This window comes from Nocardia callitridis, from assembly GCF_039543305.1.
In the GTDB taxonomy this organism is placed as follows: Bacteria; Actinomycetota; Actinomycetes; order Mycobacteriales; family Mycobacteriaceae; genus Nocardia; species Nocardia callitridis.
The window spans coordinates 635,759-649,834 of the sequence record NZ_BAABJM010000002.1 but is presented as its reverse complement, the minus strand read 5'-3'; the positions used below and the strand labels follow the sequence as shown (position 1 = coordinate 649,834).

The 14,076-nt window shown below is 66.5% G+C and carries 14 protein-coding genes; 9 read left to right on the top strand and 5 right to left on the bottom strand.

Annotated elements, in window-relative coordinates; translation table 11 throughout:
• Positions 1-50: 50 nt before the first annotated feature.
• Both ABEA50_RS11750 and ABEA50_RS11745 read right to left on the bottom strand, forming a co-directional pair.
• Positions 51-194: a hypothetical protein gene (locus tag ABEA50_RS11750; protein ID WP_345495317.1), complete on the bottom strand. Its 144-nt coding sequence runs from the start codon at positions 192-194 to the stop codon at positions 51-53.
• Positions 195-222: 28 nt separating this feature from the next.
• Complete coding sequence (locus ABEA50_RS11745) at positions 223-696, bottom strand: Dps family protein (RefSeq protein WP_345495316.1); 474 nt, start codon at positions 694-696, stop codon at positions 223-225.
• Positions 697-882: 186 nt separating this feature from the next.
• Between ABEA50_RS11745 and ABEA50_RS11740 the strand changes: the two genes are divergently transcribed.
• Complete coding sequence (locus ABEA50_RS11740; protein ID WP_345495315.1) at positions 883-1,119, top strand: hypothetical protein; 237 nt, start codon at positions 883-885, stop codon at positions 1,117-1,119.
• Between the two features lie 80 nt (positions 1,120-1,199).
• On the opposite strand, the gene ABEA50_RS11735 is transcribed toward ABEA50_RS11740, so the two are convergent.
• A complete protein-coding gene (locus ABEA50_RS11735) occupies positions 1,200-2,042 on the bottom strand; it encodes a SigB/SigF/SigG family RNA polymerase sigma factor (RefSeq protein WP_345495314.1) in 843 nt (280 codons plus the stop codon).
• A 373-nt stretch (positions 2,043-2,415) separates the two neighbouring features.
• Entirely contained in the window at positions 2,416-3,663 is a 1,248-nt protein-coding gene (locus ABEA50_RS11730) for a Glu/Leu/Phe/Val family dehydrogenase (RefSeq protein WP_425577641.1), read from the bottom strand.
• Positions 3,664-3,930: 267 nt separating this feature from the next.
• On the opposite strand from ABEA50_RS11730, the gene ABEA50_RS11725 reads away from it, so the two are divergent.
• Positions 3,931-4,929, top strand: a complete 999-nt coding sequence (locus ABEA50_RS11725; RefSeq protein ID WP_345495313.1) for a LysR family transcriptional regulator — start codon at positions 3,931-3,933, stop codon at positions 4,927-4,929.
• A gap of 154 nt (positions 4,930-5,083) precedes the next feature.
• A complete protein-coding gene (locus ABEA50_RS11720; RefSeq protein WP_345495312.1) occupies positions 5,084-5,800 on the top strand; it encodes a sulfite exporter TauE/SafE family protein in 717 nt (238 codons plus the stop codon).
• Here ABEA50_RS11720 and ABEA50_RS11715 read toward each other — a convergent pair.
• Positions 5,771-6,727 carry a LysR family transcriptional regulator gene (locus tag ABEA50_RS11715; RefSeq protein WP_345495311.1) on the bottom strand — a complete coding sequence of 319 codons (957 nt, stop codon included), beginning with the start codon at positions 6,725-6,727 and terminating at the stop codon, positions 5,771-5,773. The two genes, ABEA50_RS11720 and ABEA50_RS11715, sit on opposite strands and share 30 nt — an antisense overlap.
• Positions 6,728-6,843: 116 nt before the next feature.
• Here ABEA50_RS11715 and kdgD point away from each other — a divergent pair, with 116 nt between their 5' ends.
• The 6 genes from kdgD to ABEA50_RS11685 all read left to right on the top strand — a co-directional run bounded on the left by kdgD (position 6,844) and on the right by ABEA50_RS11685 (position 13,996).
• Complete coding sequence (kdgD, locus tag ABEA50_RS11710; RefSeq protein ID WP_345495310.1) at positions 6,844-7,770, top strand: 5-dehydro-4-deoxyglucarate dehydratase; 927 nt, start codon at positions 6,844-6,846, stop codon at positions 7,768-7,770.
• An 86-nt stretch (positions 7,771-7,856) separates the two neighbouring features.
• Complete coding sequence (locus ABEA50_RS11705) at positions 7,857-9,428, top strand: aldehyde dehydrogenase (NADP(+)) (RefSeq protein ID WP_425577640.1); 1,572 nt, start codon at positions 7,857-7,859, stop codon at positions 9,426-9,428.
• A 261-nt stretch (positions 9,429-9,689) separates the two neighbouring features.
• Positions 9,690-10,454, top strand: a complete 765-nt coding sequence (locus ABEA50_RS11700) for an ABC transporter permease (RefSeq protein WP_345495308.1) — start codon at positions 9,690-9,692, stop codon at positions 10,452-10,454.
• A gap of 20 nt (positions 10,455-10,474) precedes the next feature.
• Positions 10,475-11,497, top strand: a complete 1,023-nt coding sequence (locus tag ABEA50_RS11695) for an ABC transporter substrate-binding protein (protein ID WP_345495307.1) — start codon at positions 10,475-10,477, stop codon at positions 11,495-11,497.
• A gap of 15 nt (positions 11,498-11,512) precedes the next feature.
• Positions 11,513-12,292, top strand: a complete 780-nt coding sequence (locus tag ABEA50_RS11690; protein ID WP_345495306.1) for an ABC transporter ATP-binding protein — start codon at positions 11,513-11,515, stop codon at positions 12,290-12,292.
• 54 nt (positions 12,293-12,346) lie between these two features.
• On the top strand, positions 12,347-13,996 hold the full coding sequence (locus ABEA50_RS11685) for an aminopeptidase P family N-terminal domain-containing protein (protein WP_345495305.1): 1,650 nt from the start codon (positions 12,347-12,349) through the stop codon (positions 13,994-13,996).
• The last annotated feature ends 80 nt before the right edge of the window (positions 13,997-14,076 follow it).

Below are 14,076 nucleotides of genomic sequence, written 5' to 3'. Positions count from 1 at the left end.
CGGCGACCGGCGACGGCTCGAGTTCGGGCACGTCGCGCGGTCGCGGATGGTCATCGCGTCGGTGTGTCGTCGTCGGTAGCGCGGACCGCCTTGTCCAGTTCCGCGCGCAGTCGGCTGACGGTGGACTGGTCGTCGGCGTCCTCGGCGGTGGTGATGTCCTGACGGAGTTGGGCGATGATGTCCTGATCGGCCATGAGTGCTCCTGACTTGTCCTTGGGCTTGTCAGTCGCCCGCGAGTTGGGCCTGCCACATCCAATGCAGCTGCTCCAGTCGGGCGGCGATGGTGATGAACAGGTCCTGGGTGACCGGGTCCGCCTTGGCGGTGGCGTCGATACGTTGCCGCATTCGCTCGATCACCGTCGCGAGGTTGCCGACGATCGTGTCGATGATCTCGGTGTCGCGCTGCCAGCCCTCCTCGATACCGGGAGCGCCGGACTGCTCGGCAACGGTCGCGGCGCGACCATCCGGACTGACGCCGATCGCGGTGGCCCGCTCGGCCGCGTCATCGGTGAAATCCCGTGCGACAACCACCAGTTCGTCCAATGCGAGATGGACCGAGCGAAAATTCGACCCGAGCACATTCCAGTGCGCCTGCTTGCCGATGAGCGCGAGGTCGATCAGATCGAGCACGGTGCCGCGCAGTGCTTCCCCCGCGATCTGTTGCTGCCCGGCGTCCAAAGTGCTGGTAATCGGCATAGCCGTACTCCCTTCGTGTCTGTTCGGGCACCCACGCCCCCTGCGTGTGCGGCAGCGACGTTCGGTGCTCGTTCACGTCCTACCCGGACAACCACGGCCGAATCACGCGGTTCGAAACCGCCCTGTTGTTTCGGGCCGTGCGGCCCGGGTAACGCGAATCGAGGCTACGAGCAGACAGGAGTAGGTGTGGCGACGAAACCCGAACGCCGCGACGAGGACGCGACCGCCGAGGCGCGCACGCGCCACGAAGAACCCGACGGCACGGTCTCCGACGATGCGACCACCGGCGACGGTCACCGACTGTCGGAGGTCGTCGACGACCTCGAAGAGCACATCGTCGAGGAGAGCGCACCGACCTCGGAGCAGAGCACGCAGAGCGTGGACACGACACCGACCGGTGCGGACGACGAGGCCCCCGACTGACAACGGCGGGGCGCCACCATCAACCGACAAAGCTCGGCGACCTCGAGGGTCGCCGAGCTTCCTTCTCGACCGGCCTGGCGTTACGCCGCGTTGCGCGCCGGTCGCCCCTCGGCCGATGCCGAGCTACGCAATGCGTCGAGAGTCGTTGCGAGAGTGCGTGATATCTGCATCTGCGAGACGCCGAGGCGTTCGGCGATCTGGTTCTGCGTCATGGATTCGAAGAACCGCATAATGAGTACTCTGCGCTGCATGGCAGGCAAAGCGGCGATCAACGGGCGCACGGTCATCGCCTGCTCGGTGAGCTCATAGCAGTGCTCGTCGCTGCCCAGGCTGCGGACAGGGGGGACGGTCGCCTCGTCGCCGTCCTCGTTGCCGAAGCCGTCGAGGGAGTTCGCCTGATACGCGTTGTCGGCGAGCACCGCCCTGGTCACCTGCTCGACGTCGAGTTCGAGGTCGGCGGCCAGCTCACGCACGGTCGGCATCCTCGACTCGCGCTGCGCGAAATCCTCGGTGGCCGGACCGATGCGCGCCTGGATCTCCTTGATGCCGCGCGGCACCCGCACCGACCACGTGCGGTCGCGGAAGTGCTTGCGGACCTCACCCATGATCGTGGGAACGGCGAACGACAGAAACGGGGTGCCCCTGCCGACATCGAAGCGGTCCACCGCCTCGACCAGGCCGACCCTGGCACTCTGGTTCAGATCGTCGAACGGTTCACCTCGGCCACCGTATCGGCGGGCGATGTGCTCGGCCAGTGGAAGACACCGGCGGGTGATCTCGGTACGTACCTCGGCTTTGCGGGGGTCGCGCGGCTCGAACCCGGCCATCTTCTCGAACTGTGGCTCGATGTCGTCGTAGCTGTTGCGGCCGTGGCGCGCTGTGCGAGTGGCGCCGTTTCGGACTGTGCTGGATTCTCGTTGCATGGAGACTCCTAGTCTGTTGCGGCAGTTCTCGCTACGTCACTTCCACGTTCCTTGCGGCTGACTGTCCGCGAGCTGCCAGTACGGCGGATCGACCACCTTGTCGATCGTTCACCGCCCTCGACTATCGATGGCGTCCAAGCGGCGCCCCGATAGCTTCCGCCGTGGGTCGATTCCGTCGACGGAAACGGTGCGAGCCCAACTCCTGCCGACTCGCTGCTGACCCCATGCTACGGATGCGTGTCAACAGCCGACGCGGTCGACGGCCGCGAATTCGCCCGAATCGGACCCACGACGAGCAACGGCGGCCGGTGACGAAAACGTGGCGTCTTCTCGTCACCGGCCGCCGAAAGATGCTGCGCAGGACCCTATTCGATCAGGGGATGTGAACGGGCGCCAAGGCGGGCGCCGGTTCGTCGGCCCAACGGTGGCCGGTGTCACGGGGAGTGACACCGCGCTCGGTCCACGCGGCGAGCAACTGGGCGACCTTCGTGTGCATGATGGTGCGCAGCCGATCGAACGAGTTCTCCGGGGTGTCGTCCACCCAGCCGAGCAGCAGCCACCATGCCCACGCGACGGCGCCCGCGTTGGCCACGAAGTCCGGCACCACCGGAATTCCTCGGCCCGCCAACATGGCCTCCGCCTCCGGTGTCGTGGCGGCATTCGCGGCCTCGACCACCACGCGGGCGCGAACGTCGTAGGAATTGTCCGGCGTGATCGCGTACGAGATCGCGGCGGGAACCAGAATATCGACCTCGGCACCGAGAATCGCGGTGCGCGGCAGCTGCTCGACGCCGTCGGGCAGCCGGGCGCGGTCGATCTCGCCGAAACCGTCGCGCAGGTCGAGCAGCGCGGGGATGTCCAGTCCGTCCGCGCAGTGCAGGGTGCCAGCGGCGTCGGCGACGGTGGTGACCCGCATTCCGGCCTCGTGCAGGTAGTAGGCGGCCGCGCCGCCCATTGTGCCGACACCTTGAATGGCGACGGTCGTCTCGGCGGGAGACTGCCCCCAGGAGACCGCGGCGGCCAGACAGGCGTGGGCCACACCGTATCCGCCGATCACGTCACCGAGCAGGAAACCACCGTCGACCGCGGCGTTGAGTCCGTTGCGGACACGCTCCAAGGTCGCGGCGGGGTCGGCGGCGCGGCTGATCGCGGCGTGGTAGCTCTGGCCGAGACCGAGCTTTTCGAAGACCTCGTCGATCAGGTGCTGCGGAACGCCGAGATCCTCCGCGGTCACCCAGTGCGAGTCGATCCACGGGCGCATCGCCTCGCAGAATCGCTCCAGCACCTCGGCGGCGCGCGAATCCTTGGGATCGAAGTCGATCCCGCCCTTGGCTCCGCCGACCGGCAGGTCGAAGGTGGCGGTCTTGTTCGCCATGCCGCGAGCCAGGTCCTCGACCTCACCGATCGTGCACCCCGCGCGCATGCGGGTGCCGCCGGTGGCCAGACCCGCGCGCAAGGTGTGCACGACCAGATAGCCGACCGCGCCGGTCACCGAATCGTTCCACTGCAACCGCATATACGGCTGGGGACGCAGTGCCGCGGGAACGACGGTTGGCGTCGCGGGGAGGGTCGGGACGGCCTGCGCAGTGATCTGCGGAGTGTTACCGGCCGGGTTCTCCATCGTCGTCACGGCGATCCCCTTCCATGTGATTCGGTACCGACCACCCACCGCTGGAAATGCGGGGTCGATGATCTCGGTGCCAACTGTCTTCCCGGCCGACGGCGCGCGTCCGGTGCACCAAGCCTGCATTCGTACCGGTGCGCGCGTCTATTTACGGTTCGTACACGGAGGTGTTCAGCGTTCCTGCACAGTGACCTGGCGCGTTCCCGCGCGCCGTTCTGTGCTGGGACTTGGTGCGGTTGTGGCACAACGGCTTAGGCTCATCACATGGACCTGTCGCTGGCCCGCCTGCGAATGCTGCGAGAGCTGCATCGACGCGGCACGATTACGGCGGCCGCCACCGCGTTGCATTACACGGCGTCCGCGGTATCCCAACAGCTCGCGCAGTTGGAGCGCGACGTCGGCACCCGCTTGTTCGAGCGAAGGGGGCGTCGCGTGCAACTCACCGACCTCGGGGTGCTGCTCGCCGATCATGCCGAGGAAATCCTCGCCGCCGTCGAACGCGCGACCCAGGCGTTGGAGGAGGCGGGCGAATCGGTGACGGCGAAGCTCACCGCGGGGGTGTGGGCGTCGGTGGCGTCGGGTTTACTACCGGAAGCGCTCACCGCGCTCGCGCGCACCCACCCCAATATTCTGGTGCGCAGTCAGGAACTGGCACCGGAGGCGACCGCCGCCGCCGTGCGTGATGGCGCGCTGGACCTCTCGTTTGTCCTCGACTACTCGAATTATCCGATGACCTGGGACGCTGGCCTGGAACGCGCGATCATCGCGGTCGAACGGCTCTACGCCGCGGTCCCCGCCGGTGCGGTGCCCTCGGCCAGTGTGACGTTGGCGGAACTGTCCGAGCACCCGTGGATTCTCGCGCCCGCACGCTCGCATTTCGGTCACGCGGCGCGGTTGGCGTTCCAATCCGCCGGGCTCACCCCGCGTATCGATCACGCCGTGGAGGAGCAATCGACGGCGATGGCGATGGTGGCGGCCGGGCTCGGTGTGACCCTGGTGTCGGATCTCGGCTTGGCGTTGCGCCCACCCGGCGTGGATATCGTGGCGCTCGGCGACATCCTGACGCGCACGGTGTCGCTGGCATACCGCACCAACACCGCGCGCCGCGCCGCGCTGCTGCTGGTCGTCGATGCGGTCCGCACCGCGGCCGCGGCGAAAGGGCTCGGCGCCGACGCCGCGCTGCTGTCCGCGCCCGAGCCGCCGGCGGTGCCACCGCCATCGCCGAATCCACTCGGTGCGAACCCCGGCTTGGGTTTGCGCTGACCGGGCGGCGAACGCGCGCGAACTGGGACGATGCGCGGGGGGTATGGACCGATGCGGAAATAGGGTTCGACGGCTGTCGCGGCATGCCCTAGCGTCGGGTCGCGTTGTTGTGTGGGAACTCGAAGCCGCACGCGCCGGGCTTCGGGAGGCGGAATTGAGTGTCACCGCGGGGGTTGTCCTCGGGTTCACGATCTTCGCCGCCGCGTGTATGCAGGCGAGTATCGGGTTCGGCATGGGCATGTTGGCCGCGCCGATCGTCGCGCTCATCGATCCCGGCCTGATCCCTGGAACGCTGATCATGTTGGCGACCACGGTGACGGTCTTGGTGCTGCTCCAGGAACGCGCCAGCCTGGATTTGCACGGCGCGGGCTGGGCGCTCGTCGGTCGCGTCGTCGGCACCGCGGCGGGCGCGGGATTGCTGGTCCTCATTCCCGAGCGCGGACTTTCCGTGCTGCTGGCACTCGCGGTGCTGGCAGGTGCCGCTGTCACGGTGCTGGGGTGGCAGCCGCCGCCGCTGCCACGGAATCTGGCGGTGGCGGGTGCGGCGTCCGGTCTGTTCGGCACCGCGACCTCGATCGGCGGTCCGCCCATGGCGTTGGTGCTCCAGGGCAGTAGTGGTGCGCGGTTGCGTGCGACGATGAGCGGGTTCTTCCTGGTCGGCTCGATCGTGTCGCTGGTCGTGCTTGCCGCTACCGGGTCGATCCACCGGGACAACGCGGTGGCGTTCGTCGTCCTCATCCCGGTGACGGTGCTCGGCTACCTCGCGTCCAGGTATGTGAACCGGTGGCTGGATCCGGTTCGGCTGCGCAAGGTTTCGATCGCCGTGTCGTGTTTCGGGGCGTTACTGCTGATCGGCCGTCAGTTGATGTGACGAGTGTTGCTGTTGCGCCGCACTCGTTTTCGTGAATCCGGCGGCGACCTCCACGACGAGATCACGAATCGCGTGCATGGCGGGATTGTCGTCGTTGGCACGCCACGCGGTGACCAGTTCGACCGGCTCGCCGTCGATACCGCGCACCGGGCGCAGCACCACACCGTCCAATCCGATCGCTTCGGCGGCCCTCGGTACGAGCGCGAGCCCGAGTCCGGCGCGCACCAGCGCCATGATCGTGTGCACCTGACTGAGGTGCTGTACGTAGCGCGGCGCGATCCCGGCACCACGGAAAACGCCGACGAGGACCTCGTAGAAGTAGCGCGCCTCGGCGGGCGAATACATGACGAACGGTTCGCCGTCGAGATCACGCACATGCGGTAGGTGTTCCTGCGCGGCCAAGGGGTGCCCGATCGGGATTGCCGCCAGCAGCGACTCTCGATACAACGACCGGTGCGCGAGTCCGGTGTCGCGCACCGGCGGACGGACCAACACCAGATCCAGCTCGCCCGAACGCAACTCCTCCAGCTGCGTTCCCGATACCCGTTCGCGCAATACCAGGTCGACGCCTGGCAGTCGCGATCGTGCCGCGGCGACGAAGGCGTCGAGTACCGAATGCGCGGACGAGGCAGTGAAACCCATTGCCACCGTTCCGGTTTCGCCTGTCGGTACGCGTCGTACGGTCAGCGTCGCCTGCTCGGACATGCCGAGAATGCGCCGCGCGTCGCCGAGGAACGCGTGCCCGGCGGTGGTCAGGCGGACGGCGCGGCCGGATCGGTCGAACAACTCGACACCCAACTCGCGCTCGAGCAATTGGATGCGGCGCGACAGCGGTGGCTGACTGATCGAGAGGCGCTGCGCGGCGCGCCCGTAGTGCATGGTCTCGGCGACGGCAACGAAGCTTTCCAACTGACTCAGCGTAAACACCGATTCATAATAGGTATTGATGCATGCCTAAAGAGTGTTGGACATGCATCGCTTCGCCTTCTTAGTGTGGTGTCATTCACTCGCGAATGGTTGTTATCCCGCAGGAGGAAACACTGATGTCCGCCTTCACGCCGACCGAACTCGCCGCGCAGCTCGGTTCCGGCTTGCTGTCGTTCCCGGTCACCCACTTCACCGAGGAACTGGCGTTCGACGAGCCCGCTTACCGGGAGAACATCGTCCGCCTCGGCAAGTACGACGTCGCGGGTCTGTTCGCCGCGGGAGGCACGGGGGAGTTCTTCTCCTTGACTCCGCAGGAAGTGGGCAGGGTCGTGCGTGCGGCGGCCGACAGCGCTGAGGGCGGCACCCCGATCCTGGCCCCCGCCGGATACGGCACCGCGCAAGCCGTCGAGATGGCCCGCGACGCCGAGGTCGCGGGAGCCGATGGGCTGCTGCTGTTTCCGCCCTACCTCACCGAATCCTCCGCCGACGGATTGCGCGACCACGTGCGCGCGGTGTGCGCGGCGACCTCGCTGAGCGTCGTGGTCTACGGCAGGGCCAACGCGGTGTACACCCCGCGGATTCTGGCCGAGTTGGCCGAGGCACACCCGAACCTGATCGGCTACAAGGACGGTGTCGGTGATCTCGAGGCGATCACCCGCATCCATTCGCGACTCGGCGACCGGCTGGTCTACATCGGCGGCCTACCGACCGCGGAGACCTTCGCGCTGCCCTACCTGGAACTGGGTGTCACGACCTACAGTTCGGCGATCTTCAACTTCCTGCCCGAATTCGCACTGAGCTTCTACAGCGCGGTGCGCGCGGGGGACAGGACCACGGTGCGACGGCTGCTCGACGATGTTGTGCTGCCCTATACCGCGATCCGCGACCGCAAGGCGGGATACGCCGTCAGCGTCGTGAAGGCGGGTATGCGGCTGGTCGGACAGGATGCGGGCCCGGTGCGCTCACCGTTGACCGACCTGGACGAGACCGAGATGGCGTTGCTGTCGAGCGTCATCGAGACCGCGCGTTCGGTGGCCGTCTGAGTGTCGTCGAATACTCCGCCAGCATGTCGATGAAGCCGAAGGAGCCCCTCGTGCCAGCTGAATCCACCACCGAACTCACCGGAGCCATGATCATCGGAGCCGAAACCGTCCTCGGTACCGAGCAGGCCGTTCGCTCGACCGATCCGAGGACCGGTGACGCGCTCGACCCCGCCTATCCCGGCGCCTCCGACGAACAGATCGACCAGGCTTGCGCGCTCGCGGCACAGGCGTTTCCGCGATTTCGCGCCCTGCCCGCCGAACACCGCGCCCGGTTCCTCGACCGCATCGCCGAGTTGCTCGACGAGCGCGTCGACGCGCTGGTCGAGCGTGCGCACACCGAAACCGCGCTTCCCCGTGCGCGACTCACCGGCGAGGTGGGACGTACCAGCGGACAACTGCGCTTGTTCGCGAGCGAGCTGCGCACCGGAACCTGGCAGGGCGCGCGCATCGACCAGTGCCGCACAGGTGCGAAGTCGCGACCAGATCTCCGGCAACGCCGCATCGCCATCGGTCCGGTCGCCGTCTTCGGCGCCAGCAACTTTCCCCTCGCCTTCTCCACGGCGGGCGGCGACACGGCCTCGGCGCTGGCCGCGGGGTGCCCGGTCGTCGTCAAAGCCCACCCGGCTCACCTCGGCACCGCCGAACTGGTGGCGCGCACGGTTCTCGACGCCGCACTGGACACCGGCATGCCGGAGGGAACCTTCGCGCAGATCGTGGGTGCCGGAAACGCGATCGGCGCCCGACTCGTCCGTGATCCACGCATTCGCGCGGTCGGCTTCACCGGATCGCGGGCCGGTGGACTCGCGATCGCGGCGGAAGCTGCCGCCCGGCCGGTACCGATTCCGGTCTACGCGGAGATGAGCAGCATCAACCCGGTGCTGTTGCTGCCCGCCGCGCTTGCCGAGGGTGGCGCCGGACTCGGCGCGGCGTTCGTCGATTCGCTGACCCTCGGTGCCGGGCAGTTCTGCACCAACCCCGGGCTCGTGCTTGCGGTGGAAAGCGAAGGGCTCGAAGCATTTACGGCGGCGGCCACCGAGGCGATCACCGCCGATACCGGTGCCGTGATGCTCACCGGCGCGATCGCCGACAATTATGCGGCGGGCGGCGCCGCACTGGCCGAGCGCGACGGTGTCGAGGAGTTGGCGCTCGGCGAGCGACCGGAGGGCGCGGCCGCCGGATTCGCTCGACTGTTGACCGTTGACGCCGCGGGATTCCTGGCCGATCCGGGACTGCAGGCCGAGGTGTTCGGTGCGACGTCACTGCTTGTCCGCTGCGCCGACACCGCGGAACTCGCCGCTGCGGTGAGCGCACTGGAGGGGCAGCTCACCGCCACCGTGCACGCGGCGGCCGAGGACACCGCCCTGGCCGAGACCCTGCTGCCGCTGCTGGAGGAACGTGCGGGTCGCATCCTGTTCAACGGCTGGCCGACCGGCGTCCATGTGGGACACGCGATGGTGCACGGCGGGCCGTTTCCCGCGACCTCCGACGCTCGCGCCACCTCGGTCGGCTCGCTCTCGATCGACCGTTTCCTGCGCCCGATCGCCTACCAGGACGTGCCGGAGGCCCTGCTGCCTGCCGAACTCACCGACGGTAATCCGTTGGGCGTGTGGCGGCGGGTCGACGGCCAGCTCGAGCGGTCCGCACCTGCGACCGTCTGACCACCAACGACCACGACCAATGCCTGGTCGACCCCTTCCAACGCTGTGAGGAAACCATGACATCTTCGCTACCCACACCGGACTGTCGGGCGCGGGCCGGATCGCCGCCGCTGTCGATCGGAACGTTCTGCGTGCGTTGTTGCGCACCCGTCGACGGGGGTGCACGCGGTGGCCATTTCTGAGATCGGTGCGAACGCCGCGGCGCCATCGGCCACCGAGCAGCAGCCTCGGGTACCGCGAGAACGTCGCAGGAAAAACTGGATGCCAGCTCGTGATTCGGTCGCGACCGGGATGAAGGCGGTCGCGGGCATCTTCGGGCTCTTCGCCATCTGGCAACTGTTGGTGGTGATCTTCGACCCGCCGGAGTTCCTCCTGGTCGGGCCGGTCTCGGCGTTCGCGGAACTCCTCGAGCGGCCGGAGTATTTCGCGAGCAACACCTTCGTCACGCTGCAAGAGGCGCTGGCCGGATTCGCACTGGGCACCGCGCTCGGTGTTTTGTGTGGTGCGACGCTGCATTATTCGAAGACGATCCGCAGCTTCCTCTACCCGGCGCTCGTCGCGATCGACACCATTCCCAAGGTGGCGCTCGCACCACTGTTCATCGTGTGGTTCGGGTTCGGCTTCGAATCCAAGGCTTTCGTGGCGATGGCGATCGCGTTCTTCCCGCTGGTGATCAATACCTACGACGGGCTGAGCTCGGTACCGAACGAATTGCAGGAACTCGCGCGGATCAACAAGGCCTCGCAGTGGAAGAAAATGACGAAGATCGAGTTGATCTATGCCCTGCCCTCGATCTTCTCGGGTGCGAAGATCTCCATCTCCCTTGCGGTGGGTGGCGCGGTTGTCGGCGAATTCATCGCGGGCTCCAAGGGATTGGGGTATGTGATCCTGCTGGCCAACAGTCAGGTCGATCTGCCCTCGATGTTCGCGGCATTCATTGTGCTCGCGTGTATCGCCCTTGCCTTGTTCTTCCTCGTCGATCTCGCTGGCCGCAAGTTGATTCCGTGGAAGAACCACACGAAGTGAGCGCGGGATCGGAGACTCGGATGCGCGATACGCGACGCATATCGGCCGCGCTCGTCGGCGCGATATTACTGGTGCTCGTCTCGGCGTGCGCTGGCGGCGGCAAGAATTCGATGACAGTGATGATGGACGTCGGGTACCTGCCCAAACACGCGCCGTTCTTCGCGGCGGTCGAGCGCGGCTTCTTTCGGGCCGAGGGAATCGACGTCACCATCATGCCGGGTTCGGGGTCGACCAACACCGTCACCTCCGTCGAAACCGGAAGGGTGGACGCGGGTTTCGCGGACTTCGGCGCCACCATCATCAGTCAGGGGCGAGGCGCGCGAGTAAAGCAGGTCAACCTCCTGCAGGCCAGGTCCGCCTATGCCGTTGTCGCGATCGAGGGGAACGGAATCAACGGATGGGATGATCTGCGCGGAAAAACCCTTGCCACCGAGGGCGCGGGTGCGATGACCGCGATGTGGCCGTTCGCGATGAGCAAGCTCGGTTTGACCGAAGGCGACGTCCATGTCGTGCATGCTTCCAGCGGATCGAAGATCCCCGGCTTGTTGGCGCGACAGTGGGATGCGAATCTCGCGTTGTACATCTCCGATCAGCCCGCCATCGACGCGCTCGGCCGCGAAGCGGTGGTGTTGAAATGGTCCGATCTCGGCATCGACCTCTACGGCAACGGCATGGTTGTCTCGGACAAGAAACTCGCCGAGAACCCCGATCAGGTACGCCGATTCAATCGGGCCATGCAGAAGGGTTTCCTCTGGTCGTGTGCGCACCCCGACGAGGCCGCACAGGATTTCCGCCGCCAGGTATCCGGTTTCGAAACCGACACGGTGACACTGGCGATTCGTGAGCAATGTTCCTTGAATTGGGGAACGGGTCGGTCCGCGAACGACTTCGGCGTCATGGACGACGCGGGTGCGCAGAAGATGCTCGACGTCGCGCAGCAGTTCCTCGGTTTGCCCGAGGACAGCGGTCTCACCCCAGACAAGGTCTACACCAACGATTTTCTCGCGCCGTTGCATCGCGACGAGACCATCCCGGCCCCGTAACAGGCGGACAGAACCATGAACAACGAATACGCCATCTCGGTCAACAGCATCGGCGTGACCTACCGGTCCCGCGACGGACACGACAACACCGTGTTGGAAGGGCTGGACTTCCAGGTGGATCCCGGCCAGTTCGTCTCGATCGTCGGCCAGTCCGGCAGCGGGAAAACCACCCTGCTCAAGACGATCTCCGGACTACAGCAACCCACCGAGGGGGAGATCCTGGTGAAGGGTCGCCCGATCAGCGAGGGACTCGAGGACATCGCGATGGTGTTCCAGAGCCCCGTGCTGCTTCCGTGGCGCAACAATATCGACAATGTGCTGCTGCCCTTGGAGTTTCGCGGCGCCCGCACCGACAAGGCGCGGCGTTACGCACAGGAACTGCTCGATATGGTCGGTCTCGGCGACCGAGCCACCCGCTATTCCTACGAACTCAGTGGTGGCATGCAGCAACGCGTGGCGATCTGCCGCGCGCTGGTCTCGCATCCCGAATTGCTGTTGATGGACGAGCCGTTCGGCGCGCTCGACGCCATGACCCGCGACTCGATGAATTTCGAGATCCAGCGTATCTGGCAGGCGGCGGGATGCAGCGTGCTCTTCGTGACCCACAGCATCTCCGAGGCGGTGTGGCTCGGCGACCGCGTGGTCGTGGTCGGCGGTCGACCCGGCCGGATCGTCGCGGACATCGCGATCGATCTGCCGCGACCGCGCGGCAAGGAGCACCGCTTCTCCACGGTGTTCTCCGACTACGTCACCGAGATCGAAGCACACATCGGGGTCACCACCGGAATCAGCTGAGACCTGCCATCGAAACCCTTATCCCACAACACCGCTCGACACGAGAGGGACGAAATGCTGAGTATCACCGCAGACCCCGCACGGGTCACCCGAAGCTACGGACTCGAGGCGCACAAGAGCCTGCTGTTCTCCGCGATCCGACTCGACTCCTCCCCGCTGGTGGCGCCACTGATCGCCGACATCGACGACGACGAGTTCCTGTTGGTGCGCCAACAGGAACAAGGCAACGCGCTCTCGGCCGGGGTGCCGAAGGACCGGATCAAGTTCTACGCGCCCTGGGTGACGATCGATCCGCGTGTCGTCGCCGATACCCCCGCTTCGGCGTCCCTGAGCAGCCTGGTGCGGGAGCTCGCCGCCGGGTCGGACGTTCGGCTCGCCGCCGACGTCGTCTACAGCCACTTTCTCGCGCTGTCGGATTCGGTGCGGCTCGTCGTTGACGATCAGGACCCCACTCCGGTCACCGCATACGAAGTCGATCTCGACGAGGTGCTCGCGCGGTTCGCGGGGTGGCGTGCGACCGGCGTGGACATCGCGCGGCGTCTGATCGAGGACGTGGAGCATCTGTCGGGCCTGGCGGGGGAGTTCACCGCGACCGCCGATACGCGGTTCTCCGCGCTGCGCGCACTGGTGGCCGACCGTTCGTTGGACGCGTTGCTGCTGGCCGCGCCGCCCAATTTCACCGAGGTGACCGGGTTCGCCCCGTCGTCGTCGACGGTCGCGGTGTGGCTCGCCGGTTCCGACAAGCTGCTGGTGTTGACCGACGCCGACACCGCGCCGACCTCCGGCGCGCAGGTCGGTCGCTTCCCGTCGATCGGTGCGGCGATCGGTGAGCTCGGGGCCGGACCTCGCGTGGGTGTCGAGGAGGAATGGATCAGCGTCGGCTTGGCTCGCGAGCTGGAACACGCGGCGGCGCAACTGGTTCCGGTCTCCCGAGACCTCGCGCATTGGCGCGATATTCGCGACAACGAAGACCTGGCCTTCCAGGTTGTCGCCGCGCGCACGAGCGTCTTCGCCATCGAGGAGGCGCTGGCCTGGGCGGAAACCGAACTCGACGCGGGCAACACGTTCACCGAACTCGACATCTACGCGGTGTACCTGAACAAGATCACCGAGTTCCACACGAGCCACGAGATCCCGTTCGGCGTCGAGCCCTATTTCACGAACCTGCATTCCTCCAACCGCATGCTGTTTCCCGGCCCGCCCGTCGACTTTCCGATCAACGACGAGACGACATGCATCCAGCTCGATGCGGGGGTGCGTGTCGTCATCGACGGCGTCACCGTGGCGACTTCCGACATGGCGCGCTCGCTGCCGCGTACCGCGGCCGCGAAGCAGGCATATTCCTTCTTCTTCGACGTGGTGCGCGAAGGGATCATCGGTCAGCTCGTGCCAGGGGTGCTGTGCGAGGACGTGCACGAGGGCACGCTGCGTTACCTCGCGCCGCATCTGGATCGGATGGTCGAGATCGGCATGCTCGGTACGGAGGTCGACTTCAATACCGAATACCGCAAACGCAATGTGGGCCATCTGATGGGTAAGCAGGAGTCGTTCGCCAACGAGCTGCGTCCCGGCTACAAGCACATGCTCGACGTCGGCTCGTTCGGCGCGGCCGAAATCCCCTGGCGCTACGAGAATGCCGCCATCGGCACCGAGGACCTCTGGTACATCGGGCGCGACCGCACCTACATCGTGAGCAAACGATGACGACGGACGCGTGCGGGGCTGGTTCCTCCATCTCGCACGCGTCGACCTGACGAACCACTTTGTCCCGCTAGTGAATTGGA

Excerpts from the sequence above, each read along its gene's own strand:
- ABEA50_RS11685 (WP_345495305.1), top strand. The coding sequence starts at position 12,347 with ATGCTGAGTATCACCGCAGACCCCGCACGGGTCACCCGAAGCTACGGA.
- ABEA50_RS11735 (WP_345495314.1), bottom strand. The coding sequence starts at position 2,042 with ATGCAACGAGAATCCAGCACAGTCCGAAACGGCGCCACTCGCACAGCG.
- ABEA50_RS11700 (WP_345495308.1), top strand. The coding sequence starts at position 9,690 with ATGCCAGCTCGTGATTCGGTCGCGACCGGGATGAAGGCGGTCGCGGGC.
- ABEA50_RS11705 (WP_425577640.1), top strand. The coding sequence starts at position 7,857 with ATGATCATCGGAGCCGAAACCGTCCTCGGTACCGAGCAGGCCGTTCGC.
- ABEA50_RS11690 (WP_345495306.1), top strand. The coding sequence starts at position 11,513 with ATGAACAACGAATACGCCATCTCGGTCAACAGCATCGGCGTGACCTAC.
- ABEA50_RS11730 (WP_425577641.1), bottom strand. The coding sequence starts at position 3,663 with ATGGAGAACCCGGCCGGTAACACTCCGCAGATCACTGCGCAGGCCGTC.
- ABEA50_RS11745 (WP_345495316.1), bottom strand. The coding sequence starts at position 696 with ATGCCGATTACCAGCACTTTGGACGCCGGGCAGCAACAGATCGCGGGG.
- ABEA50_RS11725 (WP_345495313.1), top strand. The coding sequence starts at position 3,931 with ATGGACCTGTCGCTGGCCCGCCTGCGAATGCTGCGAGAGCTGCATCGA.
- kdgD (WP_345495310.1), top strand. The coding sequence starts at position 6,844 with ATGTCCGCCTTCACGCCGACCGAACTCGCCGCGCAGCTCGGTTCCGGC.
- ABEA50_RS11750 (WP_345495317.1), bottom strand. The coding sequence starts at position 194 with ATGGCCGATCAGGACATCATCGCCCAACTCCGTCAGGACATCACCACC.
- ABEA50_RS11695 (WP_345495307.1), top strand. The coding sequence starts at position 10,475 with ATGCGCGATACGCGACGCATATCGGCCGCGCTCGTCGGCGCGATATTA.